General features: G+C 74.3%; 22 protein-coding genes. 8 read left to right on the forward strand and 14 right to left on the reverse strand.

The features are described 5' to 3' along the window. Positions 1-174 precede the first annotated feature (174 nt). The 3 genes from ACFW3D_RS21755 to ACFW3D_RS21765 form a co-directional block, all read right to left on the reverse strand. Entirely contained in the window at positions 175-1,725 is a 1,551-nt protein-coding gene (locus ACFW3D_RS21755; protein ID WP_500506125.1) for an amidohydrolase, read from the reverse strand. Between the two features lie 191 nt (positions 1,726-1,916). Then, positions 1,917-2,357, reverse strand: a complete 441-nt coding sequence (locus ACFW3D_RS21760; RefSeq protein WP_018562423.1) for an Lrp/AsnC family transcriptional regulator — start codon at positions 2,355-2,357, stop codon at positions 1,917-1,919. Positions 2,358-2,519: 162 nt separating this feature from the next. After that, entirely contained in the window at positions 2,520-4,937 is a 2,418-nt protein-coding gene (locus tag ACFW3D_RS21765) for a PP2C family protein-serine/threonine phosphatase (protein WP_500505967.1), read from the reverse strand. 141 nt (positions 4,938-5,078) lie between these two features. Between ACFW3D_RS21765 and ACFW3D_RS21770 the strand changes: the two genes are divergently transcribed. The 5 genes from ACFW3D_RS21770 (at position 5,079) to ACFW3D_RS21790 (ending at position 9,148) form a co-directional block, all read left to right on the forward strand. Further along, a complete protein-coding gene (locus ACFW3D_RS21770) occupies positions 5,079-5,540 on the forward strand; it encodes an SRPBCC family protein (protein ID WP_500505969.1) in 462 nt (153 codons plus the stop codon). A gap of 121 nt (positions 5,541-5,661) precedes the next feature. Beyond that, complete coding sequence (locus tag ACFW3D_RS21775; RefSeq protein ID WP_500505971.1) at positions 5,662-6,948, forward strand: carboxylate-amine ligase; 1,287 nt, start codon at positions 5,662-5,664, stop codon at positions 6,946-6,948. Then, positions 6,875-8,011 carry an iron-containing redox enzyme family protein gene (locus tag ACFW3D_RS21780; protein ID WP_500505973.1) on the forward strand — a complete coding sequence of 379 codons (1,137 nt, stop codon included), beginning with the start codon at positions 6,875-6,877 and terminating at the stop codon, positions 8,009-8,011. Before ACFW3D_RS21775 ends, ACFW3D_RS21780 begins: the two co-directional genes overlap by 74 nt. Before the next feature lie 167 nt (positions 8,012-8,178). Then, on the forward strand, positions 8,179-9,060 hold the full coding sequence (locus ACFW3D_RS21785) for a YhjD/YihY/BrkB family envelope integrity protein (RefSeq protein WP_500505975.1): 882 nt from the start codon (positions 8,179-8,181) through the stop codon (positions 9,058-9,060). Beyond that, positions 9,014-9,148: a CsbD family protein gene (locus ACFW3D_RS21790; protein WP_245938779.1), complete on the forward strand. Its 135-nt coding sequence runs from the start codon at positions 9,014-9,016 to the stop codon at positions 9,146-9,148. The genes ACFW3D_RS21785 and ACFW3D_RS21790 overlap by 47 nt, the downstream gene beginning before the upstream one ends. 140 nt (positions 9,149-9,288) lie before the next feature. On the opposite strand, the gene ACFW3D_RS21795 is transcribed toward ACFW3D_RS21790, so the two are convergent. The 7 genes from ACFW3D_RS21795 to ACFW3D_RS21825 all read right to left on the reverse strand — a co-directional run bounded on the left by ACFW3D_RS21795 (position 9,289) and on the right by ACFW3D_RS21825 (position 15,399). Further along, positions 9,289-10,245, reverse strand: a complete 957-nt coding sequence (locus ACFW3D_RS21795; protein WP_500505978.1) for an anti-sigma factor RsbA family regulatory protein — start codon at positions 10,243-10,245, stop codon at positions 9,289-9,291. A gap of 55 nt (positions 10,246-10,300) precedes the next feature. Further along, the gene (paaE, locus tag ACFW3D_RS21800) at positions 10,301-11,413 is read right to left on the reverse strand and encodes a 1,2-phenylacetyl-CoA epoxidase subunit PaaE (protein WP_500505980.1); all 1,113 of its coding nucleotides are present in this window, start codon (positions 11,411-11,413) and stop codon (positions 10,301-10,303) included. After that, the gene (gene paaD, locus ACFW3D_RS21805; RefSeq protein WP_500505983.1) at positions 11,413-11,934 is read right to left on the reverse strand and encodes a 1,2-phenylacetyl-CoA epoxidase subunit PaaD; all 522 of its coding nucleotides are present in this window, start codon (positions 11,932-11,934) and stop codon (positions 11,413-11,415) included. The genes paaE and paaD overlap by 1 nt, the downstream gene beginning before the upstream one ends. Next, positions 11,931-12,785, reverse strand: a complete 855-nt coding sequence (gene paaC, locus ACFW3D_RS21810; RefSeq protein WP_500505985.1) for a 1,2-phenylacetyl-CoA epoxidase subunit PaaC — start codon at positions 12,783-12,785, stop codon at positions 11,931-11,933. Before paaC ends, paaD begins: the two co-directional genes overlap by 4 nt. Before the next feature lie 9 nt (positions 12,786-12,794). Beyond that, positions 12,795-13,103: a 1,2-phenylacetyl-CoA epoxidase subunit PaaB gene (gene paaB, locus ACFW3D_RS21815; RefSeq protein WP_500505988.1), complete on the reverse strand. Its 309-nt coding sequence runs from the start codon at positions 13,101-13,103 to the stop codon at positions 12,795-12,797. Beyond that, positions 13,100-14,083: a 1,2-phenylacetyl-CoA epoxidase subunit PaaA gene (gene paaA, locus ACFW3D_RS21820; RefSeq protein WP_500505990.1), complete on the reverse strand. Its 984-nt coding sequence runs from the start codon at positions 14,081-14,083 to the stop codon at positions 13,100-13,102. Before paaA ends, paaB begins: the two co-directional genes overlap by 4 nt. A 110-nt stretch (positions 14,084-14,193) precedes the next feature. Continuing rightward, complete coding sequence (locus ACFW3D_RS21825; protein ID WP_500505992.1) at positions 14,194-15,399, reverse strand: thiolase family protein; 1,206 nt, start codon at positions 15,397-15,399, stop codon at positions 14,194-14,196. A 110-nt stretch (positions 15,400-15,509) separates the two neighbouring features. Between ACFW3D_RS21825 and paaI the strand changes: the two genes are divergently transcribed. The 3 genes from paaI to ACFW3D_RS21840 all read left to right on the forward strand — a co-directional run bounded on the left by paaI (position 15,510) and on the right by ACFW3D_RS21840 (position 18,177). After that, complete coding sequence (paaI, locus tag ACFW3D_RS21830; protein WP_500505994.1) at positions 15,510-15,923, forward strand: hydroxyphenylacetyl-CoA thioesterase PaaI; 414 nt, start codon at positions 15,510-15,512, stop codon at positions 15,921-15,923. Beyond that, positions 15,920-17,266: a phenylacetate--CoA ligase PaaK gene (gene paaK / locus ACFW3D_RS21835; protein ID WP_500505996.1), complete on the forward strand. Its 1,347-nt coding sequence runs from the start codon at positions 15,920-15,922 to the stop codon at positions 17,264-17,266. Before paaI ends, paaK begins: the two co-directional genes overlap by 4 nt. Positions 17,267-17,382: 116 nt before the next feature. Beyond that, complete coding sequence (locus ACFW3D_RS21840; protein WP_500505999.1) at positions 17,383-18,177, forward strand: ArsR/SmtB family transcription factor; 795 nt, start codon at positions 17,383-17,385, stop codon at positions 18,175-18,177. A gap of 62 nt (positions 18,178-18,239) precedes the next feature. Here the strand turns inward: ACFW3D_RS21840 and ACFW3D_RS21845 are convergent, their stop codons facing one another. The 4 genes from ACFW3D_RS21845 to ACFW3D_RS21860 all read right to left on the reverse strand — a co-directional run bounded on the left by ACFW3D_RS21845 (position 18,240) and on the right by ACFW3D_RS21860 (position 24,489). Beyond that, positions 18,240-19,520, reverse strand: a complete 1,281-nt coding sequence (locus ACFW3D_RS21845; protein ID WP_500506001.1) for an MFS transporter — start codon at positions 19,518-19,520, stop codon at positions 18,240-18,242. An 82-nt stretch (positions 19,521-19,602) separates the two neighbouring features. Further along, positions 19,603-20,568 (reverse strand): acetylxylan esterase, encoded by a 966-nt coding sequence (locus ACFW3D_RS21850; RefSeq protein ID WP_500506003.1) that lies wholly within the window; start codon positions 20,566-20,568, stop codon positions 19,603-19,605. A gap of 13 nt (positions 20,569-20,581) precedes the next feature. Beyond that, positions 20,582-22,195, reverse strand: a complete 1,614-nt coding sequence (locus ACFW3D_RS21855) for a glycoside hydrolase family 43 protein (protein ID WP_500506005.1) — start codon at positions 22,193-22,195, stop codon at positions 20,582-20,584. Next, positions 22,192-24,489 (reverse strand): beta-xylosidase/alpha-l-arabinosidase, encoded by a 2,298-nt coding sequence (locus ACFW3D_RS21860; RefSeq protein ID WP_500506128.1) that lies wholly within the window; start codon positions 24,487-24,489, stop codon positions 22,192-22,194. Before ACFW3D_RS21860 ends, ACFW3D_RS21855 begins: the two co-directional genes overlap by 4 nt. Positions 24,490-24,497: the final 8 nt, after the last annotated feature.

A 24,497-nucleotide genomic window follows, 5' to 3' on the forward strand; every position in this document is an offset into this window, starting at 1 on the left:
GATCCGGTCGGACGTCCGGTGGTGGACCCGCCGAACCTACTCGCCCCCGACCGTCGGCTGTCAACAGCCGTTTGACCTGCGCGGATTGACCAAATCAGCAGGTCAACGCGAGGCCGGGAAAAGTTCCACGCCATCCCGACGGAGAACCGTTCGGAGGCATCGGCCGTTGACCCGTCACTCGTTCGGCCGTGCGAAGACCGTACGGCCGCCGACCACCGTTCGCAGCGCCGTCGGCAGCGGGAGCCCGGGGGTGAGGTCGGGCAGTCCGGGAGTGCCGGAGCGGGGGTCGGTCGACCAGTTGGCGACCCGCTCGTCGGGGGCCTGTACCACGAGGTCACCGGCCCGCCACAGCACGTAGTCCGCGGGTGCGCCGGGCACGAGGACGCCGGCCTCGTCGCGGCCCACGGCGCGCCAGCCGCCGCGGGTGTGGGCGTTGAACGCGCCGCGGACGGAGATGCGGTGGTCGAGGGTCCGGTGGAACGCGGCGGCGCGCACCGTGCCCCAGGGGTCGAGCGGCGTGACCGGGCTGTCGGAGCCGAGGGCGAGCGGCACGCCGGCCCGGGTCATGGCGGCGAACGGGTTGAGGGTGCGGGCCCGCTCGGCGCCGAGCCGCTGGGCGTACATGCCGTCCTCGCCGCCCCAGGCGGCGTCGAAGGCGGGCTGCACGGAGGCGACCAGGCCCAGTTCCGCGAAGGCGGCGACGGTGTCCTCGGTCATCATCTCGGCGTGCTCCACGCGGTGCCGCAACGCGCGCACCCGGTCCAGGCCCACTCGTCGGGCGGCCTCGCGCACCCCCTCCGCGACGGCGGCCACAGCGGCGTCGCCGATCGCGTGGAAGCCCGCCTGCACCCCTGCCTCGGTGCACAGCGCCACGTGCCCGGCGATCGCGGCCGCGTCCAGGTAGGCGGTGCCGCCGTCGGCGGGCGCGTCGGTGTACGGGGCGTGCAGGCAGGCCGTACGGGAACCGATGGAGCCGTCGACGAAGAGGTCGCCTCCCGCGCCGACGGCGCCCAGGTCGCGGATCCGCTCGAGGTCCTCGGTGCCGGTCACGGCCTCGGCCCAGTAGCCGTACACACGCGGTCCGGGCTCGTCGGTGGAAAGCCGCAGCAGCGCGGTGAGGTCGTCCTCGGAGGAGATGTCCGGGCCCGCGCACTCGTGGACGGCGCCGATGCCGAGCGAGGCGGCGTGGGCGAGCGCCGCGCGCTGGGCGGCGGCGCGCTGCTCGGGCGTCACGGCGGCATAGGCGGCGCGCCGGACCGCGTGGTGGGCGTCGCGGGTGAGCGGCCCGTCGGGGTCGTGGCCGGCCATGCCCGCGGCACCGGGGGCGAGGGCGAGCAGGGCGGTGGTGACGACCGCCGAGTGGACGTCGGCGCGCGTCAGGTACAGGGGGCGGCCGCCGGTCGCCGCGTCCAGCTCCGCGCGGGTCGGCGGGCGCCGTCCCGGCCAGCGGCTCTCGTCCCAGCCGTGGCCGAGCAGCACCCGGTGGCCGGGGTTGGCGTGCGCGTACGCGGTGACCCGGGCGAGGGCGTCCGCCAGGTCCCGGGCGGGGGCCAGGTCGAGCCCGGTCAGTGCCAGGCCGGTGGCGGTGGTGTGCACATGGGCGTCGGTGAAGGCGGGGGTGACCAGCGCCCCGTCGAGGTCGATCACCTCGTCGACGCCCGCCGCGTAGGACTCCGCGGCGCCCTCGGAACCGACCCAGGCGACCGTGCCGCCCTCGACGACCATGGCCGTCGCGAAGGGATCGGCGGGGCTGTAGACGTTGCCGCCGCGCAGCAGCACGGTGGTGGTCGGCTCGTTCGTGGTGTGCGGCACTGGGTTTCGCCTCGCGATGATGTTGGGCCCGCCCGGGCCCCGATGGGGGCGGGACGGGGTGGTGCGGTGGGTCGGGGGGGGCCGTGGGGCCGTGGGGCAGCCCCTCAGACGCGCGGTGGGCGCGCCTCGTACGGCGTGGAGAGGACGACCGTGGTGCGGGTGGAGACCCCGGCCAGGGTGCGGATCCTCGCGAGCAGGTGCTCCAGCTCGATCGGGGTCGCCACCCGGACCTTGAGGATGTAGTTCTCCTCGCCCGCGACGCTGTGGCACGCCTCGATCTCGGGGACCTCGGCGAGCCGGTCGGCGATGTCGTCGGGGGCGCTCGGATCGAAGGGCTTCACCGAGATGAACGCCGTCAGCGACAGCCCCACCGACTCCGGGTCCACGATCGCCGCGTACCCGCGGATCACGCCGCGCTGCTCCAGGCGCCGGACGCGCTGGTGCACCGCGGACGTGGACAGGCCGGTGGCCTTGCCCAGGTCGGTGTAGCTCATGCGCCCGTCGGCCACGAGTAGTTCCACGATCTGCCGGTCCAGCTCCTCCACAGCGCAAGAACCTACAGGGTCCGCGGTCGTCGGTGGTATCCGGCCGCCTCGCCTGCGCCGGCGCGGAGGATCCGCCCGGGCCGTCCGCACGGGAGAGGTCCGTCAGCGCCCGCGTCGAGGCCGTGCGTCCACGGGCCGCCGCCGCACGGGCAGCCGGCGCCGTCAGTCGCAGATGCGGACGCAGAGCAGGCACGTGTCGTCGCGCGGGTTCGCGGGACCGAGGGCGTGCGTGAGGACGGCGGCGACGGTGGTGCAGTCCTCCGTGGCGACACGCTCGGCGACGCGGGCGAGGTCGGCGAGGCCGCTGTCGAGGTCCTGGCCGCGGCGCTCGATGAGGCCGTCGGTGAAGAGGAAGAGCCGGTCCCCGGCGGGCAGCGGGGTCTCGCACAGGCCGTAGACGCTGTCCCGGCCGGCGCCCAGGATGCGGCCCTCCGGGCGCTCCAGGTACTCGGCGCGGCCGCCCCGCAGGTGGAGCACGGGCAGGTGCCCGGCCTGCGCCCAGGTGAGGACGCCCTCGGCGGGCCGGTACTGGGCGAGGACCATGGTGGCGGTCGCGGAGCCGGTGTTCATGAGCACCTGGTTGAGGCGCTCCAGCAGGCGGTGCGGGGGCGTGCCGCTCAGTGCCATGGCCTCGGCGCCGTAGCGGAGCTCGGCCATCGTGGCGACGGCCTCGACGCCGTGCCCGGCGACGTCGCCGACCGCGAGCAGCACGGAGTCGTCGGGGAGGGCGACGGCGGTGAACCAGTCGCCGCCGATCTGGATCGTGCTCTCGGCCGGCAGGTACGAGACGTCGCAGCTGACACCGCCCAGCTGGAAGGGTTCCTCGGGGACGGGCAGCAGGGCACGCTGCAGCCGCCGCGCCAGGATGTGCTCGGCGTTCAGGGTCCGCTGCTGCGTGCTGAACGCGCGGTGGGCCTCGTCGAGGGCGATCTCGCCGTGGCGCAGTGCGGTCAGGTCCTGGAAGAAGCCGTGCACCACCACGGGCGTGCCCTCGGCGTCGGGGACGGCCTCGGCGACCATCCGCAGGTGACGGGTGCCGTGGCCGGTGCGGATACGGAAGGGCACGTCGACCGGTTCGCCCAGTTCGAGCAGCGCGTGCACCCCGGCCCCGACGACGGGCACGTCCTCGGGGAAGAGGTGCTGCGGCAGTTCGTCGAGGGGCATCGGCCCGAGCGCCGGGTCCCGGTCGAAGACCGTGTACACCTGCGGTGACCAGCTCAGGGTGTCGGCGGCCAGGTCCCAGTCGGCCCAGCCGAGGTTGCCCAGGTGCTGCAGCCGGCGCAGCCGCTCGACCTCGCGGTCGGCCGTGTCGTGCCGCAGCCAGGAGACGACCAGGGCGTCGCCCAGGCGCGCCACCGCCACGGAGTAGGTGGAGCTGCGCGGTACGCCGGCGGCAACCTCGTGGTACTCGAAGGGGTCGCTCTCGTACGGTCGGCCGGTCTCCAGGGTCTCGAGGTATCCGTGCCACAGCGGGGTGCCGGCCACGGTCGGATAGCACTCCAGGACGCGCCGCCCGACCAGTTCGCACCCCGTGCGTCCGGCCACGTCAACCGACGCGGGGGCGGCCGCCTCGATGCGGAAGTCGGTCACCTCGCCGTCCACACCGCGTACGGGGACGAGGAGGACGGCCGCCTCGTACAGGGTGTCGAGGACGGCCTGCACGGTCGCCGGCCAGGTGGTGGCGGGGGCGGGTGACAGGCAGCCGGCACAGGCCCGCGCGGCCGCCGTCAGCAGGGCGCGGTCGGCGGTGTCGAAGTCGTCGGGGCGTTCACGGAGGAATCCCGCCACGCCCACGACGTCCTCGCCGCGGCGCAGCGGCAGCCACGCCCGGGAGGCCCACGTACCGGGGCGGTCACCGAGGAGGGCGCGGTCGGCGCCGTCCTTGTCGAGGCCGCAGAGCCACACCGGGCGGCCCAGGCGGACCGCCTCCACCGGTGCCAGCTCCGGCAGCGGCGGCACGTGTCCCCACGCGGAGGCGGTGCCGGCGTCGATGCCGGAGTGGGCGACCAGATCGAGCCCGCCCGCCGGTGCGCTGGTGTAGAGGAGGACGGCGTCGACGTCCGCACCGTCCCCGAGTTGCCCGACGAGCAGCCAGGTCAGCTCCTCCGAGGTGCCCGCGGCGGGGCGGAGGCCGTCGGTGCCCTGCCGAGGCGGCGGCGGGCGATGGTGCCGGGAGGTGTACCGGGACGAGGTGAAGACGGAACGGAGGTCGGCGTCGGGCGCCGGCGGGGGGACATCGGCCTCGGCGACCGGTTCCGGCTGCGCCGGCTGCTCAGGCGGAGGGGTGCGCGGGACGCGGGGGGTGTGGATGTCCCCGAGGAGCGCCCATGCCTCCTCCGGCACGGTGCGGCCGGCCCGGTTCGCGCGCCGCTCCAGTTCCTCCTGTGCGGCGCCGGGGCTCAGCCCGAGGCGTCCCATGAGCACGCCCCTGGCCCGTTCGGCCGCGGCCCGGGCAGGTGCGGCGAGCCGCTCCTCGTCGAGTTCCGCGCGCAGCCGGGCGACGGTACGAGCCAGCTGGTCGGCCGCGGACCGCTCGTACGGCCGGCCACCGGACTCGGAAGCGACTCCGTCGTGGCTCACCCTGTGAGCATCGCACAATCGCCCCAGGTGGGAGCTCCCACGCCGGGACAGCCGGGCGCACGGGCCCCGGCGCCGGGGACGGTTAGGCAGATCCGCACCGGGAAGCCGACCCAGCGACGACCCCTCGGAAGGAGAGGAACCATGGGCACGATCAGCGAATCCGTCGACGTCGACGTCCCGCTGCACACCGCGTACAACCAGTGGACCCAGTTCGAGGAATTCCCGAACTTCATGGAGGGCGTGGAACAGGTGACCCAGGTCGACGACCGGCACAACCACTGGGTGACGAACGTCGCCGGTGCCCGCCGGGAGTTCGACACGGAGATCGTCGACCAGTTGCCGGACGAGCGGGTCGCCTGGCGCACGGTCACCGGAGACGTACGCCAGCGCGGTGTCGTGACCTTCCTGGAGCTGGACGCGTCGCACACCCGGGTCAACCTGGCCATGGAGCTGGAGACCTCCGGGCTCGCGGAGAAGGCCGCCGACGCGCTCGGCGTCGTCGACCGGCGGGCGCGGGGCGACCTGCGGCGGTTCAAGCACTTCATCGAGGAGCGGGGCAGCGAGACGGGCGCCTGGCGGGGCCGGGTCGCCCCTGGCGGATGAGCCCCGCGCCCGCACCCGCACCCGACGCCGCCCACGCCCCCGCACCCGACGCCGCCGCGCCGGACGCCGCCGCGCCGGGCCGACCGGGTCCGGCGCGGCGCGGGCGGGGTAGGTGGGGTGCATGGGCAACGTGGACGGCCGGGCACCGGCGGGCGGCCTGACCTTCGGGGTCGAGGAGGAGTTCCTGCTGGTCGACCCGGGGTCGGGACGGCTGGTCGACGGCGCGGCCGCCGTCATGGCGCGGGCTGCGCGGGTGCCGCCGCCCGCGCCGGACGTCGCACTGCAGCACGAGCTGTCGGCCGCGCAGATCGAGTCGGCCACCGGGGTCGCCACGCGCCTGTCGGAGCTGACCGGCCAGCTGTCGGCCACGCGCGGTCTGCTGGCGGGCGCGGCCGCCGCCGAGGGCGCACGGCTGGTCTCGTCGGGCACGCCCGTCATGGACGGCGGCTCGGGAATCAGCGCGGGCGCCCGCTACGCCGCGATCGCCGGCCTCTACGAGAGCCAGGCCACCGGCTACCGGGCGTGCGGCTGCCACGTCCACGTGGGCGTACCGGACCGGGAGACCGCCGTCGCGGTGCTCAACCACCTGCGGCCGTGGCTGCCGACCATGCTGGCGCTGTCGGCCAACTCGCCGTACGACCGGGGCCGCGACTCCGGTTACGCGAGCTGGCGCGTACTGGACCAGGCGCGGTTCCCGGGGTCCGGGATCCCGCCGTGGTTCGCTTCGGCGGCCGAGCACGACGCCGAGGTCGACCGGCTGGTCGAGTGCGGGGTGCTGGTGGACCACGCCATGACGTTCTGGCTGGCCAGGCCCTCGCCCCGGCTACCCACGGTGGAGGTCCGGGCCGCGGACGCGCTGGGCGCGACGTGGGAGACGGGCTTGCAGGCGGCCCTCACACGGGCGCTCGTGCGCGCGGCGCTCGACGACCTCTCCCGGGGCGTCCCCGCCCCGCCCATGACGCCCCAGCTCGCCGCGGCCGCGCTCTGGTCGGCCGCACGCTACGGAATGGCGGGGCCGGGTATCCATCCCGTCCGGGAGACCCGGGTACCCGCGACCGCGCTCCGCGACGAGCTGCTGGAACGTGTCACGCCCGCGCTGGAGGACACCGGTGACCTGGCCTTCGTCCGGGATGCCGTGGCCGCGCTCGCCCGGACGGGCAGCGGCGCCGACCGGCAGCGGCGGGCCGCGGCGGCGGGTGGGCCGCGCGCCGCGGTGGACATGCTGGTGGAGCAGACGGCGGCGGACGGCCGCATGCCCCCGGCGTCACCGGGCAGGGGCACCGGCGGACGCCCGTACGCGGAGGACGCCACCGCACCGACCGACGGAGGACCCGATGGACGCGGTCTCCGGCCTCACGACCGACCCCCTCTCGACCGATCCCCTCTCGACAGATCCCCTGACCGCTGAGCCGGCACCGCCCGCGGCGCGCGGCCCCCTCTCCCGGGCCGTGCTCGGGGCCCTCACCCAGGGCCCGCCGGGCACCGCCGTGTCACCGGCCGCCGGGGTGGTCGAGGACGCCGATCCGTACGGCGAGGACCTGCAGCTGGCCCTGCACGTCTGCTACGAGCTCCACTACCGGGGCTTCGCCGGGGTGCATCCCGGCTGGGAGTGGGATCCGGCGCTGCTGGGGCTGCGCGGCGCCATGGAGGACGCCTTCGGGGCGGCGCTCCGCGCCGGTCTGCCGGCCGTGCCCTGCGGCACCGGGGCCCGTGCGGCCCTCGAGGAGGAACTGGAGGGGTTGCTGAGCGAACCCCGCGGGGTGCGCGGTGTGTCGCACTTCCTCCGCGACGAGGCCACCTGGGAGCAGTTGCGGGAGTACTTCGTGCACCGGTCGGTCTACCAGCTGAAGGAGGCCGATCCGCACGCCTGGGTCATCCCGAGGCTCACCGGCAGGGCGAAGGCCGCGCTCGTGGCCGTCGAGTACGACGAGTTCGGGAGCGGGCGCGGGGAGCGCGTCCACGCGCGGCTCTACGCCGACCTGCTCCGGGACGCCGGGCTGGACTGCTCGTACGGGCACTACGTGGACGCCGTACCGGCCGTCACCCTCGCCACCGTGAACCTGATCTCCTGGCTGGGCCTGCACCGGGAACTGCGCGGGGCCCTCGTGGGGCACTTCGCCGCCGCCGAGATCACCACGGCGCCGTCCGCCCGCCGGACCGTGGAGGCCATCGACCGGCTCGGCGGCGGGGCGGCGTGCCGTCACTTCTACGACGAGCACATCGAGGCCGACGCCGTCCACGAGCAGGTGCTGCGCCGGGATGTCATCGGCGACCTGCTGGCCCGCGAACCCGGCCTCACCCCCGACGTCGTCCTCGGGATCCGCGCCATGGCACTGCTGGAGGGGCGTCTGGAGGAACACCTGCTGGGCGCGTGGCGCGCCGGGCGCACCTCGCTGCGCGGCTCCCCCGGGCTCCTCCAGCCGTCCGGTTCGTCCGGGTCGTACGGGGAAAGTGCACCTCAGGAGGTCTGAGCAAGGAGGTCGAGCGATGCGCTCAGCATCCCTGGGGACCCGGGTGGGGACGGTACGCCGCACGCCGGCCGTCGCCACCGTGCGCTGAGGCCGCCGCGATGGCAGGTGGGGCGGCCCGGTGGATCCGGCATCCGTACCGGTCGTGGCGGGACTCGCGGGCGGGCCGCATGTGGCACCAGGGCGGCGAACTGGAGTTGCTGCAGCGCTCCATGGGGTTCGCCGCGCTCGGTCTGGTGACGCTGGTCCCGCTGCTGATCGTGGTCGCCGCGGCGGTGCCCTTCCACGGTTACGGCTTCGCCCAGTGGGTCGTCGACGGAATGGGGCTTTCGGCCGAACCCGCTCGGGCCGTGAAGGAACTGTTCGCCGCCCCGCGCAAGGTGATCAGCAGTACGAGCGGTCTGAGCCTGCTGGCGCTGGCGCTGTTCGGGCTCTCCTTCGCGGCGTGCGTCGAGGTCGGGTACACCCGGATCTGGCAGGTGCCGCCCACCCCGTGGCACCACGTGTGGCGGCGGGCGGTGTGGCTGGCGGCGCTGACGGCGTACCTGTTCGCGGAGGCACAGAGCGGGGCGGTGCTGGGCGGGGGGTGGCCGGACACGGTGCTCCGCGGCGGCACGGGCGTCGTGCTGGGCTTCGTCTTCTTCTGGTGGGGGCAGTACTTCCTGCTGGCCGGGCAGGTGCCCTGGGCGGCGCTGGTGCCCGGGGCGATCGCGACGATGGTCGGTCTCATCGGGCTGCGGGTCTTCTCCTCATTCGTGTTCTCGCCGCTGATCGTGACCAACGCGGTCTCGTACGGGGCCGTCGGCACGGTGCTGATCGTGCAGTGCTGGCTGATCGGGGTGGGCTTCGTGGTGTTCGGCGGTGCGCTGCTGGGCCGCCACCTCCAGAATCCGAGCAAATGGTTTCATCAGGGATCTTCCGGGCAGGCGGAGGGGAGCGCTGATCGACCCCCGGAAGGAGAACCCCATGGGTGCCGAGAAGAAGGTCAAGAACACCGGCCAGAAGATGAAGGGCAAAGCCGAAGAGGCCACGGGCAAGCTGACCGGCGATGAGAGCTTGCGGCTGAAGGGCAAGGCCGACCAGGTCAAGGGCGATGCCAAGCAAGTAGTGGAGAAGGGCAAGGACACCCTCGACCACTGACGTCGGCCCGTCCGCACACCGTTTGTGGGATTCCGTGGGACCGGAGGGGCGCAGCGCGCCCGCCGGTCCCACGGGCCTGCGGGCGTCCGGTCGTCCGGTCGTCCGGTCGTCCGAGGGTCCGGTCGCGGAACCGCCGGTCGTCAAAGGCGCAGGTAGGCGCGGATGGTCGTGCCGTCGGCGGTGGTGCGCTGGCGCACCAGATCGGCGATGCGGTGCACGAGCAGCAGGCCCCTGCCGTGGGGCCGGTCGCGGGAGGCCGGGCGGCGGCCGGCGAGGAGGTCGGTGAGCCGTCCGCGGTCGTGCACCTCGCAGACCACGTGACCGTCCTCCGCCCAGACGCGGACGACGCCCGAACCGCCGCCGTGCAGCACGCTGTTGGTGGTCAGTTCGCCGACGGCCAGGGAGAACTCGGCGAGCCGGTCACCGGCCAGCCCCAGGCGGCGCGCCTCGGCCGTCGCCGCGTGCCGGGCCTCGGCGAGCCGGGGCTCCGCGAATCCGAAGGCGAGGGCGCGGGAGGGGCGTTGCGGCAGCCGGTTGTGCGCGGCGATCACCCGCCCGGGCGCGTACTGCGCGCTGCGTCGGCCACGGTCACCGTCGAGGACCACGGGATGCGTGGCACGGGCCTCGGCCAGTGCGGCGGAGTCCAGCCCGGTGGCGTCGTAGGGGCACAGGATCGTGACCGGGCGGCCGGCGAACGCCACGTTGATCAATGCTTCGTGCTGGGCGCACGCCGGGTACTCCAGGACGCTCCGCCCGGGCCAGACCGGCTCACCGATGATCCGTACCCGGCCCGCCGGGCGGGTGTCGGCGAAGGCCCGCAGCACATCGGGGATGATGCGGCCGGGATTGCGCCCGGCGTGTTCCATGTCGATCCATTGCACATTGGCGCCGCGCGGGCCCAACGCGGCGCGCAGTTGGGCGAGACGGGGCGGGGGCACGGCGACGGCGACCGGTTCACCGGCGGCCATCCCCTCGAGCAGGAACGGCACCGTGCGAGCCGTGTACTCCCCCGCGTCCCGGTAGAACAACGCGGGGTGCTCGAACGGCCCGGCGTCGGAGAGCTCGCCGACCTCGCTCAGCACCTCGTCACCTCCCACCCCCGGACCAGACCTTAGCAACCGGTTCCCGGGGGCGGCGGGTGCCGACGGGGCGTCAGCTGTCGTAGTCGACCGTCAGGTCGTCCGACACCGGGTAGCTCTGGCAGGTCAGCACGTAGCCCGCGTCGACCTCGGACGCCTCGAGGGCGAAGTTGCGGCGCATCTCCGCCTTGCCGTCGGTGACGAGTGCCCGGCAGGTGCCGCAGACGCCGCCCTTGCAGGCGAACGGCAGGTCCGGGCGGGTGCGCTGGGCACCGTCGAGGATGCTGCGGTCGCGCGGCAGCGCGGCCGTGGTGGTGCGGCCGTCGAGGACGACGGTGACCTGGCTGACCGGGCCGTCGGCGACGGCGTCCTCGTGGCGGACCGGGGTGACGGGTTCGTCGTCCGCGTAGAACAGCTCCTGGTGCACCCGGTCGTCGGGTACGCCGAGGCCGGTGAGGACCTGCTGGGCGTCGACGACCATGCCGTGCGGGCCGCACAGCCACCAGTGGTCGGCGTTCGGGACGTCGACGAGGCCCTCGACGAGGGTGGCGAGCCGTTCGGCGTCGAGGCGGCCGGAGAGCACGTCGGCTTCGCGCGGCTCCCGTGAGAGCACGTGGGCGAGGTGGAACCGGGCGGGGTGCAGGTCCTTCAGCTCGGCGAGTTCGTCGGCGAACATGACCGTGTCGGTCCGCCGGTTGCCGTAGAAGAGGGTGACCCGGGAGCCCAGGTCGGCGGCGAGGACCGACTCGGCGATGGAGAGCATCGGGGTGATGCCGGAGCCGGCCGCGATGAGCACATGGTGCCCGGGCGCGGTGAGGTCGGGGGTGAAGGCGCCGGTGGGGCCCATGACCTCGACGGTGTCGCCCGGGCGCACGTCGTGCACCAGCCAGGCCGAGAACAGCCCGCCGGGCACCACGCGCACCCCGATGCGGGGGGTGGCGCCGGCGGGGGAGCAGATGGAGTACGAGCGGCGCTCGTCCCGGCCGTCGACCTCGCGGCGCAGCGTGAGGGACTGCCCGGGCGCGAAGGCGAACTCCTCGGCCAGTTCCCGCGGTATGTCGAAGCTGACGGCGGCCGCGTCCTCGCAGAGCGGCTCGACCGCGGCGACCCGCAGGGCGTGGAAGGCCGGGCGGCGACGGACCCGCGGGGCCGCTGCCGCCTGCGGGGCGGGGGTGGTCGGGGCCATCAGATCTCCTTGACGTACTCGAACGGCTCCAGGCAGGCACGGCAGCGCCACAGGGCCTTGCAGGAGGTGGCAGCGAAGCGCGAGGTCTCCTGGGTGTCCGCGGATCCGCAGCGGGGGCAGGCGACGGCGCGCCGGGTGTCGGTGAGCAGCAGCGGTACCGGCCCGGCCGCACGCCGGGGCGCCGGGCCGGGGGGCGCGATGCCGTGCTCGGCGAGCTTGCGGCGGCCCTCGGGGGTGATCCAGTCGGTCGTCCACGGGGGGTCCAGGACGGTGCGGATCTCGACCCGGTGGAAGCCGGCGGCGCGCAGCCGCGCCGCGACGTCGGCACGCATCTCCGCCATGGCGGGGCAGCCCGAGTAGGTGGGGGTGAGGGCGGCCACGACGGTGCCGTCCGGGGCGACCGCGACGTCGCGCAGGACGCCGAGGTCGGCCAGGGTCAGCATGGGCAGCTCGGGGTCCGGCACCTCGGCGGCCACCCGGGCCGCCCGGTGGGCGTCGGTGAGCGTGGTCACGGCGCTCACCAGACCGCTCCGGGGTGAGCACGGGCGACGCCCTGCAACTCCGCGAGCAGCGGGGCGAGGTGTTCGGTGCGGTCGCCCTCGCGGCCGTGGCCGGGCAGGGGCTCGGCCACGGCCGGGGGCAGCCCGGCGGCCTCGGTGACCTGGCGCAGCGCGGCGGTGACCTCGTCCCGTACGTCGGCCGGGTCGACGCCGCACGTCGCGCCGGCCGTGAAGAGCTCCTCCAGGTACGGGGCGACCTGCTCCAGGCCGGCCCGCATGCGGCGGTGCGACTCCTCGGTGCCGTCGCCGAGCCTCACCGTCCACTCGGCGGCGTACTGCCGGTGGTAGGTCAGCTCGTTGACGCCCTTGGCGGCGATGGCGGCGAGGACCGGGTCCTGCGCGGTGCGGGCGAGCCGCTCGAAGACGGCGAGCCGCCAGCTGGACGTGACCAGCAGCCGGGCCATGGAGAACGCGAAGTCCCCGCAGGGCAGTTCGGCTAGGCGGACGTTGCGGAAGTCGGCGGCGTCCCGGAAGTACGCGTAGGCGTCCTCGTCACGGCCGGTGCCGTCCACCTGACCGGCGCGGGAGTAGAGCAGCCGGGCCTGGCCGAGCAGGTCGAGTCCGATGTTGGCGAGGGCGACCTCCTCCTCCAGCTCCGGCGCGCGGGTGCACCACTCGGCCAGGCGCTGGGCGCCGACCAGGGCGTCGTCGCCGAGCGCGAGGCAGCGGGCGGCCAGCTCCGCGGCGTCCACGCCCTCGGGCACGGCGGTGTCGACGCCGTGCAGGGGGTCCTGGAACCCGGTGCCGAAGGCCCAGCGGGCGTCGTCGTCGTGCCCCTCGGCCAGGGACAGGTAGACGTGCTCGTCGCTCATGCCCTGCTCCTAGATGTGGGGGACGTCTTCGGGGATGTCGTAGAAGGTGGGGTGCCGGTAGACCTTGTCGGCGCTGGGGGTGAAGAAGGGGTCCTTCTCGTCCCGCGTCGACGCGGTGATGTGCTCCGAGCGCACCACCCAGATGCTCACGCCCTCGTTGCGCCGCGTGTAGAGGTCGCGGGCGTGGGTCAGCGCCATGCGGTCGTCGGCGGCGTGCAGGGAGCCGACGTGGACATGGTTCAGGCCGCGCTTGCCGCGGACGAACACCTCGTACAGGGGCCACTCGGCCCTGGTCGCGCTGTCGCCGGTGGTGCTCATGCCACAGCTCCTTCCTCTGCCCGGGCCGCCTGCTTGGCGGCGTGGGCGGTCGCGGCCTCGCGCACCCAGGCGCCTTCCTCGTGTGCGGAGCGGCGGCGTTCCATCCGCTCGCCGTTGCACGGTCCGTCGCCGCTGATGACGCGCTGCAGTTCCGACCAGTCGGGGGTGCCGAAGTCGTGCCGGCCGCGCTCGTCGTTCCAGCGCAGCTCCGGATCGGGCAGGGTCACGCCGAGCTTGTCGGCCTGCGGGACGGTCATGTCGACGAACCGCTGGCGCAGCTCGTCGTTGCTGTGCCGCTTGATCTTCCAGGCCATCGACGCGGCCGAGTTGGGCGAGTCGCCGTCGGGCGGCCCGAACATCATCAGTGAGGGCCACCACCAGCGGTCCACCGCGTCCTGCACCATGGCCCGCTGGGCCTCGGTGCCGCGCATCATCGTCATCAGCAGTTCGTAGCCCTGGCGCTGGTGGAAGGACTCCTCCTTGCAGATGCGCACCATGGCGCGGGCGTACGGCCCGTAGGAGGAGCGGCACAGCGGCACCTGGTTGCAGATGGCGGCCCCGTCCACGAACCAGCCGATGACGCCGACGTCGGCGAAGCTGAGGGTCGGGTAGTTGAAGATCGAGGAGTACTTCTGGCGGCCCTCGATCAGGCGCTGCGTGAGGTCCGCGCGGTCCACGCCCAGGGTCTCGGCGGCCGAGTAGAGGTAGAGCCCGTGGCCGGCCTCGTCCTGGACCTTCGCGAACAGGATGGCCTTGCGGCGCAGCGACGGGGCGCGGGTGATCCACTCGCCCTCGGGCTGCATGCCGATGATCTCCGAGTGCGCGTGCTGCGCGATCTGCCGGACCAGCGTCCTGCGGTAGCCCTCGGGCATCCAGTCCCGCGGCTCGATGCGCTGGTCCCGCGCGATCGTGGCGTCGAAGTGCTCCTGGAGCGGCGCCTGCGCGCCCTCCGCCGGCACGGTGGCGTTCGGTGTGGTCATCGATACCAGCTTCCCCTACCGACCATTCGTTCGGTTACAGTCTGACGAACTTCGCCGCCTCCGGCAAGCCCTGTGGACGACGGCCGCGCGGGGCCCGCGGAAGGCCCCGGTCACACCCGCTCCACCAGCATCGCCACGCCCTGGCCCACCCCGACGCAGAGGGTCGCGAGGCCGCGGCGGCCGCCCTCGCGCTCCAGGCGGCCCAGGAGGGTGAGCAGGATGCGGGCGCCCGAGCAGCCCAGCGGGTGGCCGAGCGCGATCGCGCCGCCGTCGGCGTTGACCCGCTCCTCGTCCAGTTTGAGGCGCCGCACGACCGCGAGGGCCTGGGCGGCGAAGGCCTCGTTGAGCTCGATCGCGTCCAGGTCGCCGACCTGCCATCCGGCGCGCGCGAGGGCCTTCTCGGTGGCCGGGACGGGCCCGAGGCCCATGATGTGCGGCTCGACGCCCGCCGTGGCCGTGGTGACGATCCGGGCCCGCGGGGTGAGGCCGTACCGATCGACGGCCGCACCGCCGGCCACCACCAGGGCCGCGGCGCCGTCGGACAGCGGCGAGGAGGAACCGGCGGTCACGATGCCGCCCTCGCGGAAGATGGTGCGCAGGGTGCCGAGCTTCTCCAGGGTGGTGGACGGACGCGGACCCTCGTCCCGGGTCACCTCGCCGCCCTTGACGGCGACCGGCACGATCTCGCGGTCGAAGCGGCCGGCCTCCTGGGCGGCGACGGCCCGCTGGTGGCTGCGCAGCGCGAAGGCGTCGGAGTCGGCGCGGGTGATCCCGTCCAGCGCGGCGACCTCCTCCGCGGTCTCCCCCATGGACAGGGTGTCCTTGGCGGCGAAGCGCGGGTTGGTGAACCGCCAGCCCAGGGAGGTGTCGTGCACCTCGCCCGGCTTGGCCCACGGGGTGCCGGGCTTGGCCATCACCCAGGGGGCCCGGGTCATCGACTCCACTCCTCCGGCGACGACCAGGTCGGCCTCGCCCGAGCGGATCGCCTGCGCCGCCGAGGCGACGGCGGTGAGCCCGGAGGCGCAGAGCCGGTTGACGGTGTAGCCGGGCACCGTGTGCGGCAGACCCGCCAGCAGCACGGCCATCCTGGCGACGTCGCGGTTGTCCTCGCCCGCCTGGTTGGCGGCGCCGAGGATCACCTCGTCCACGGCACCGGCCGGGATCCCGGCACGGTTCACGGCCTCCCCGACCACCAGGGCGGCCAGGTCGTCGGGTCGCACGGAGGCCAGGGCGCCGCCGTAGCGGCCCTGCGGGGTGCGGGCGCCGTCGACCAGGAAGACCTCGTCTGCGGACCGCGGGGGGAGGTGCTGGGTCATGCGTTCCACCTCTTGACAGGCAGTTCGGATGCTGGATTACCTTGGGCGTGCCGCACGCTAACCGAATGTTCGGTCGGTTCACAAGAGTGGTGACGATCGTGAGGGGTGCCATGGACACGACGCAGGGCCCGGCGGAACGCATGTTCGCCGCCGACAAGGCGTCGCAGAGCCTCGGCATCGAACTGCTGGAAGCCGGCCAGGGGACCGCCGTGCTGCGCATGACCGTCACGCCCGCGATGGTCAACGGACACGGCATCGGCCACGGGGGCTACCTCTTCCTGTTCGCCGACACCGCCTTCGCCTGTGCCTGCAACAGCCACGGCCCGGTGACGGTGGCCGCCGGGGCCGACATCACCTTCGTCGCGCCCGTCCACGAGGGGGACGAACTGGTCGCCACCGCGCAGGAGCGCACCCGCTTCGGCCGCAGCGGCATCTACGACGTGAGCATCCTGCGCGGCGACCAGGTGGTCGCCGAGTTCCGCGGGCGCAGCCGCAGCATCGGACGTACGGAGGAGAACGGATGAGCAGCGAGCCGACGGACCGGGCGACCGCGGGGACGCGACTGGGAGAGCCGCTCCCCCACGGCCTGCTGGACTCCGCCGAGAAGCTGGGCGCCGCCGAACTGCGGGAGCTGCAGCTCACCCGGCTCCGGGCGACGCTGCGCCACGCGTACGACAACGTCGAGGCGTACCGGAAGAAGTTCGACGAGGCCGGGCTGCGCCCCGAGGACTGCGCGAGTCTGGACGACCTGGCGCGCTTCCCCTTCACCACCAAGGCCGATCTGCGCGACAACTACCCCTTCGGCATGTTCGCCGTCCCCATGGACCAGGTGCGCCGCGTCCACGCTTCCAGCGGCACGACCGGCCTGCCCACCGTGGTGGGCTACACCGAGAACGACCTGTCCATGTGGTCCGACGTGGTGGCCCGCTCCATACGCGCCGCCGGCGGCCGTCCCGGGCACAAGGTGCACATCTCCTACGGCTACGGCCTGTTCACCGGCGGCCTGGGCGCGCACTACGGCGCCGAGCGCGCAGGGTGCACGGTGATCCCCGCCTCGGGCGGCATGACGGCCCGCCAGGTGCAGATCATCCAGGACTTCAAGCCCGAGATCATCATGGTCACCCCGTCGTACATGCTCACCCTGCTGGACGAGTTCGAGCGCCAGGGCGTCGACCCGCGCGGCACCTCGCTGCGGGTCGGCATCTTCGGCGCGGAGCCGTGGACGGAGGAGATGCGCCGCGAGATCGAGGAGCGCATGGACATCCACGCCGTCGACATCTACGGCCTGTCCGAGGTGATCGGCCCGGGCGTCGCCCAGGAGTGCGTGGAGACCAAGGACGGCCTGCATGTGTGGGAGGACCACTTCTACCCCGAGGTAGTCGACCCGATCACGGGCGAGCCGCTGCCGGAGGGCGAGGAGGGCGAGCTGGTCTTCACCTCCCTCACCAAGGAGGCGCTGCCGGTCATCCGCTACCGCACCCGCGACCTGACCCGGCTGCTGCCGGGCACGGCGCGCCCCGCCTTCCGCCGCATCCAGAAGATCACCGGCCGCTCCGACGACATGATCATCCTGCGCGGGGTGAACGTCTTCCCCAGCCAGATCGAGGAGATCGTCCTGCGCACGCCCGGTGTGGCGCCCCATTTCCAGATCCGGCTCACCAAGCGCGGCCGGATGGACCACATGGAGGTCGTCGTCGAGGCGCGTCCCGGCGCCGCCGCCGCGCTGCGCGAGGAGGCGGCGCGTTCCGTCGCGGCGGGCGTCAAGGAGGGCGTGGGCGTCACCGTCGAGGTGACGGTCGTCGACCCCGACACCGTCGAGCGCTCCGTCGGCAAGATCCGCCGCGTCCGGGACCTGCGAGCCGAGTAGCGGCGCGCCCCCGCACCCACGCCTTCGGCCGCATCGCGTTGACATGCAGCCGTCCGGCTGCCTATGTTTGACAGGCAGCCGGACGGCTGCATTTTGGGGACGGCCGGGAAAGCGGGATGGACGAGGTCTTCAAGGCGCTGGCCGACGCCAGCCGCCGGCGGCTGCTGGACAGCCTCAACGCGCGCAACGGGCAGACCCTCCGCGAACTGTGCGCGGGGCTGGACATGGCCCGGCAGTCGGTCAGCAAGCACCTGGCCGTGCTGGAGGAGGCCGGGCTGGTCACGACGGCCCGCCGGGGCCGGGAGAAGCTGCACTACCTCAACGCCGCCCCGATCAACGCCGTCGCCGAGCGATGGATCGACCGGTACGACCGCGAGCGTGCGCACGCGCTCGCCGACCTGCAGAGGGCATTGGAGCAGGCACCCATGAGCGAGTCCGCATTCGTCTACACCACGTACATCCGCACCACGCCCGAGCGCCTCTGGCAGGCGCTGACCGACCCGGCGTTCACCCGCCGCTACTGGGGCGTCGCCTTCGAGACCGACTGGGCGGCCGGCTCGGCCATGGTCTGGGAGGAGGGCGGCGCCCGCACCGCCGATCCCGCCCAGGTCGTGCTGGAGTCCGACCCGCCGCACCGGCTCTCCTACACCTGGCACACCTTCACCCCTCAGTGGGCCGCGAAGGCGGGGGTTGACGAGGAGGTGCGCGCCCGGCTGGCCGGGGACCGCCGTTCCCAGGTCACGTTCGAGATCGAACCGCTCGGGGAGACGGTCAGGCTGACCGTCGTCCACGAGGCCCATGACCCCGGCAGCACGGTCCTGGGCATGGTCTCCCAGGGCTGGCCCGCCCTGGTGTCGGGCCTGAAGACACTGCTGGAGACCGGCGAACCGCTGCCGGAGCCGCAGGGCTAGCCGCCCCGGCGCGAGCGCGGTGATGCCGCGGACCCCGAGCACACGAACCCGGGCCGCGGCGCCTACGGGCCGGGCCGGGCGTCGCTCCGGCCGCTCTCCTGCGCGCCTCCCGACGTGCCTGCCGACGTGCCTCCCGCCACGGTGCCGGGGCCCGGGCCAACGCCCGAGGTACGCCCGCGCGTCGACCGCTCACCGAACGCCGCGACGACGGTGAGCAGGAGGGTCAGGCCGACACCGGCCAGGATCGAGACGTCCGGGTCGGCCACCCTGAGCAGCGCACCGGAGAGGCTGCCCGCCGCGGCGTAGCCCGCGCCCACGGCGGCGTACATCACCGAGTAGCCGGCGGCGAGCGCGCTGGCGGGCAGGACCTGCCGCAGTTGCAGGTTCCGGGTCAGCATCGCCCCGGCCTGCAGGACACCGGCGACGAGCAGGATCGCGCCCATCCAGGGCGCCGACGGCAGTACGGCGACGAGCGCCACGCACGCCGACACCGCGAGCAGCAGGACCAGCGACTGCACGGGCAACCGCCCCGGCCAGCCGGCGCGCAGACCGTACAGGAAGGACCCGAGCCCCGACCCGGCGGCGAACCCGGCGAGCAGCGGCCCGGCGAGGCCGAGCGCGATCCCGCGGTGCTCCAGGAGCGCCGGCAGGATCAGCTCGGCGAGGGCGAGCAGCGACAGGGACGCGGCGCCGGTGACGTAGACCGGCCAGGCCCGGACCGTGATCCGCAGCATCGACTCACCGCCGCGGTCCCGGCGGTCGGTCTGCCATCCGGCGGGCAGCGCCCACAGCCCGGCCACCGAGACCGCCATGAGGACGGCTGCGAGCAGCAGCGGGGTGTACGGGGCCACGCCGAGCGCGAGCCCCGTCACCGCGGCAGGGCTCACCGCCCAGATGGCGAACGTCAGCACCGACTCGGCGCTGAGGGCCTGCGTCACGGCCCGCGCCGGCACGATCGAGGTGAGCAGTTGCCGCATGCCACCTGGGGCGGCGGCGGGAGCCGCCCCCGCCAGGAACGCGAACCCGGCCAGTACGGCGGGGTGGGCGTCGTGCAGGACCCCGAGTCCGGCGAAGCCCACGGCTCCCGCCGCGAGCCCCAGCGCCAACTGAGGCCGTGCCCGCTCGGCTTCGAGCCGCATGCCGAGCAGTGGCGCCCCGACGATCTCCCCGATCACGTAGGCGGCGGCGAGCAGCGCCCCGAACGTGTAGCCACCCGGCCGTTCCCGCACCAGGAACACCAGCGCGAGCGGCGCCATGGCCACCGGCATCCGGGCCCCGACGGCCACGGCCCCCCAGGTCAGGACGGGCCGGACGAGGACGTGGCGGTACATGCCCAGGGACATGGGGGCGACCGTAGCCGGGGGTCCGGCACCCGGCAACAGGTTTGCCGGGGTGGTGCGGTCCGGGGCGATCCGGGGCGGTGCGTCAGAGCCGTGAGCGCAGGAAGGCGAGGGCCTCCTCGTCGTCGTCCACCGCGCCGCCCTCGTGGCCGTTCCAGGGCCAGACGGCCATCTCCTTGGGCCCCGCGTACGCGTTGTACGCGGCGAAGACCGTCGAGGGCGGCGTGATCTCGTCCATCAGTGCCGCGGAGAAGCGGGCGGGCACCCGGGCGCGGGCGGCGAAGTTGACGCCGTCGAAGTAGGACAGGGTTCGCATGGCCCGCTCGGCGCGGCCGCGATGGACGGCGAGGTAGCGGCCGATCTCGCGGTACGGGTCCGCGTCCGTGATCACCGTGGCCCGGGGGAAGTCGCAGAGGAACGGGACGTGCGCCACCAGGGCCTGGACCTCGGGGGCGAGGGCGGCCACCGCGAGCGCGGTGCCGCCGCCCTGGCTCGCGCCGAGCACCGCGATCCGCCCGGGGTCGACCGAGGGCAGCGTGCGGACCGCGTCAACGGCTCGGACGGCGTCCGTGAACAGGCGGCGGTAGTAGTACGTGCGGGGGTCGTCGATGCCCCGGGTCATCATCCCGGGGGCCTGCGGGCCCGTGGTGCCGGAGTCGGGGGTGTCGCCGCGGCTCCAGCCCGAGCCCTGGCCCCGGGTGTCCATGTGGAAGTGGGCGAAGCCCGCGGACGCCCACAGCAGGTTGTCCAGGGCGTGGCCCCGGCCGCCGCCGTAGCCGACGTACTGGACGACCGCGGGCAGCGGTCCCTCGGCCCCGTGCGGCAGCCGGAGCCAGGCCCGCACCGGCTCACCGCCGAAACCCGGGAAGGTGACGTCGAAGACGGCCACGGTGCGCAGCCGCGGGCCGGACGCGGGGACGACGGTGACGGCCGCGGTCCCGGCGGCGCGCGACTCGGCGAGCGTCGTCCGCCAGAAGTCGTCGAAGTCGGCGGGCACGGTCTGGGTGCTGCGGTGGTCCCGCAGCTCGGCCTCGGGGAGATCGGTGAACAACGTCGGCTCCAGGTCAGGTGGCGAGCGGCCGGTAGTCGAACCAGTCGACGTCGGCGACGGTGGTGGAGGGGGCGCCGTGGGCGGTGGCGTACGGACCCAGCCAGACACCGAGGAAGCCACCGGCACGGGGCGAGCTGAGGAATCCGCCGTCCACGGCGGTCAGTTCGGTCTCCGCGTCCGGGGCCGCGCCCGCGGGGGCGTGGCACAGCCCGTAGCGCTGGCCCGCGGCGTGGATGCGCAGCACCACGGGCCCCGGGGGCAACGGCGCCTCCGCGACGATGCGTTGCTCGCCGCCGGTGCGGACCGCGGCGAGCACGCGGCGGCCGCCGCGGCCGTCCCCGGCCACCGCGAACACCAGATGGTCCGCCTCGGACTGGCGGACGGCGAGCCCGGCCCACTCCTGCGGGGTCCGCGGCGCCACGTCCAGGAGTGCGGACACGCTGACGTCCTGGTGCTGCTGACGCCGGCCGAGGAAGCAGGGGGTGCCCGTCTCGGCGAGCGTCGCCGGACCGAGCGGCAGCCGGAGCCGGCCGGGACGCGCGGTGAGCGACCAGAAGGGTTCCGCGGTGCGCACCTGGTTCCACCGCGGATCCAGCCGGGGACCGTCGAAGTCGTCGCGCACCGGCACCGGGTGGGGCCCGTCCGCGGGAGCGGCGACCACGGGCGGGCGGAAGGGGCCGAGCGTCGTGCCGGCGCCGGGCGCGAAGAGCGGCCAGCCGTCCTCCCAGCGCACCGGGACGAGGAAGGTCTCCCGCCCGAGGTTGGGGTGGTACCCGCCGTACGGGCGGCTGCCGAGCAGCACCGCCCACCACTCCCCCTCGGCCGTCCGCACCAGGTCGGCGTGGCCGACGCCGACGACGGGGAAGTCGCGGCCCAGGTGGCGGTGGGTGAACACCGGGTTGGCCGGATTGCCGGTGTACGGTCCGGTGACCCGGTCGGCGCGGGCGACGCTGACGGCGTGCCGGTGCTCGGTGCCGCCCTCGGCCGCCAGCAGGTAGTAGCGGCCGTCCACCTTGTACAGATGGGGCCCCTCGGCCCACACCGCGCCGTGCAGCGCCCCGCGCCAGAGCAGGTGCTCGGGGCCGGTGAGGGTCAGCGCCGCGGTGTCGAACTCCCGCAGCCAGACGTCGGTCTGGCCCTCCCACTCCCCCGGTTCGGCGAGCCGTGTGCCGGTGCACCAGGCGCGGCCGTCGTCGTCGAAGAAGAGGGAGGGGTCGATGCCGGGGGCGTCGTCCAGCCACACCGGGTCGCTCCACGGCCCGGCGGGGTCGGTGGCGGTGACGACGAAGGTGCCGCCCCGTCCGCTGCCGCCCACCAGCGTGGTCACGACGTAGAAGCGGCCCCGGTGGTGCCGGATCGTCGCGGCGAAGATCCCTTCGGAGGAGGCGACGGTGCCGAGGTCCACCTGCGAGAGCCGGTCCAGGACGTGCCCGACCGGCCGCCAGTGGACCAGGTCGCGGCTGTGGAACACAGGGATGCCCGGGAAGTACTCGAAGGTCGAGGTGATCAGGTAGTAGTCCGCCCCGACCCGGCAGACGCTCGGGTCGGGATGGCAGCCCGGCAGGACGGGGTTGGCGACGTTCGCCGTCGACACGGCCGCCTCCCCCGTCCCTTCGGGCAGGCTCACCTGGACTCCTCCGGCACGCCGGCGACCAGCGCGTGCAGCCGCCGGGTGTGGTCCACCTGCCGTGCCGGGCCGGTCAGTTCGGCCCGTACGGTGAACCGGACGTCGGTGCTCGACGCGGCCAGCCGCACCTCCAGCTCCCCCGGTTCCACGACGCGGCGGCCGTCCCGTCCGGTGAAGGCGGCGACGTCGGCGGGGACCGTGACGTCGATGCGCCGCGTCTCGCCCGCCTCGAGCGGCACCCGCAGGTAGCCGACGAGCCGCTGCACCGGCTGGACGACGGAGGCGATCGGGTCGTGCAGGTAGACCTGGACGACCTCGCTGCCCGCACGGCCGCCGGTGTTGCGGACGGTGAAGGACAGCTCGACCTCGCCGTCGGTGCCGGTCACGGCCCGGCCGTCGGCGGCCCCGTGCACCTGGGGCGCCGACCACTCGAAGCTCGTGTACGTCAGCCCGTGGCCGAAGCCGAAGGCGGCGGCCGGGTCGATGTTGGAGACCTCGCTGGCCCGCGCGAGCGGCGCGGCGAGGTAGGTGGAGGGCTGGACGCCCGGGTGCCGGGGCACGCTCACCGGCAGCCGCCCGGACGGGTTGATCCGCCCGCTCAGCACTCCGGCGAGGGCCGTGGTGCCCTCCTGCCCGGGGAAGAAGGTCTGGACGACGGCCGCGGCCTCGTCCACGGCCCGTCCGAGGGCGTACGGGCGGCCGGCCAGCAGGGTGAGCACGACGGGCGTCCCCGAGTCGAGGAGCGCGTCGAGCAGCCGCTGCTGGACGCCCGGCAGGGTGAGCGACTCCGCGTCGCAGCCCTCGCCACTGGTGCCGCGGCCGAAGAGCCCCGCGCGGTCGCCGAGCGCGACGACGACCACGTCGGCGTCGCGGGCCGCACGGACGGCCGCCGCGATGCCCGAGACATCGCTGTCATCGATGCCGCAGCCGGCGACGGTGACGATCTCGGAGCCGGGGAACTCCGCCACCAGGGCCTGGCGCAGCGTGGGCAGTTCGATGCCGACCGGAGTGTCCGGGTGCTGCGCGCCAACGTGCACGGGGAAGGAGTAGCAGCCCAGCACCGCGGTCGGGGTCTCCGCCTGGGGACCGATGAGCGCGATGCGGGCGGGTCGCTCCAGGGGCAGGGTGCCGTCGTTGCCGAGCAGGACGGCGGACCGCTCGGCGAGGCGCCGCGACAGGTCCCGGTGGGCGGCCGAGTTCAGGTCGACCGTGCCGCGCAGGGACTGCGGGTCGGTGAGGTCGGCCCCGGCGAGCGCGGACGGCACCGGGCTCCATCCGGGGTCGAGCAGGCCGAGTTGCGCCTTCTGCGTCAGGACGCGGCGCAGGGCGCGGTCCACGAACTTCTCGTCGACCAGGCCCGTGGCGACGGCGTCCCGCAGCGGCTGCCCGAAGGTCTTGACGGTGGGCAGTTCCACGTCGACGCCGGCGTGCAGGGCGGTGCCCGCGGCGTCCGCCCAGTCGGCGGCGACGCCGTGCAGGGTCTTGAGGAAGGCGATCCCGAAGTAGTCGGCGACGACGGTCCCGTCGAAGCCCCAGGCGTCGCGGAGCAGCCCGGTCAGCAGTTCCTCGTCGGCGGCGGAGGGCACGCCGTCGGTGTCGGTGTACGCGTGCATCACGGACCGGACGCCGCTCTCCCGGACCGCCATCTCGAAGGGCGGCAGGACGACGTCGGCTCGCTCGCGCGGGCCCATGCTGACCGGCGCCAGGTTGCGTCCGGCGCGGGAGGCCGAGTAGCCGGCGAAGTGCTTGAGGGTGGCCACGATGCCCGCGGACTCCAGGCCCTGGATGTAGGCGGTGGCGATGGTCCCGACGAGGTAGGGGTCCTCGCCGATGGTCTCCTCGACCCGGCCCCAGCGCGCGTCGCGCACGACGTCGAGGACGGGGGCGAGGCCCTGGTGGACGCCGACCGAGCGCATGTCACGGCCGATGGCCGCGGCCATCACCCGGACCAGCTCGGGGTCGAAGGAGGCGCCCCAGGACAGCGGGACCGGGTAGGTGGTCGCGCCCCAGGCCGCGAAGCCCGCGAGGCACTCCTCGTGGGCCATGGCCGGGATGCCGAAGCGGTTGGCGGCGGCGATCCGTTCCTGGGTGCGCATCAGGGACAGCGCGCCCAGGGCGGGGTCGACGGGGACGGTGCCGAAGGGCCGGGTGAGCTGCCCGAGGCCGTCCGGCAGGAGGTCGTCCAGGCTGGGCGGCTCGTCCATGTCGTGCTGGTGGGGGGCGACTTCGGCACCTTCGCCGGAGGCGCCGACCCAGACGCCGTAGAGCTGGGCGATCTTCTCGTCGAGGGTCATCTCACGGA

The organism is Streptomyces sp. NPDC058864, assembly GCF_042742985.1.
Classification (GTDB): domain Bacteria; phylum Actinomycetota; class Actinomycetes; order Streptomycetales; family Streptomycetaceae; genus Actinacidiphila.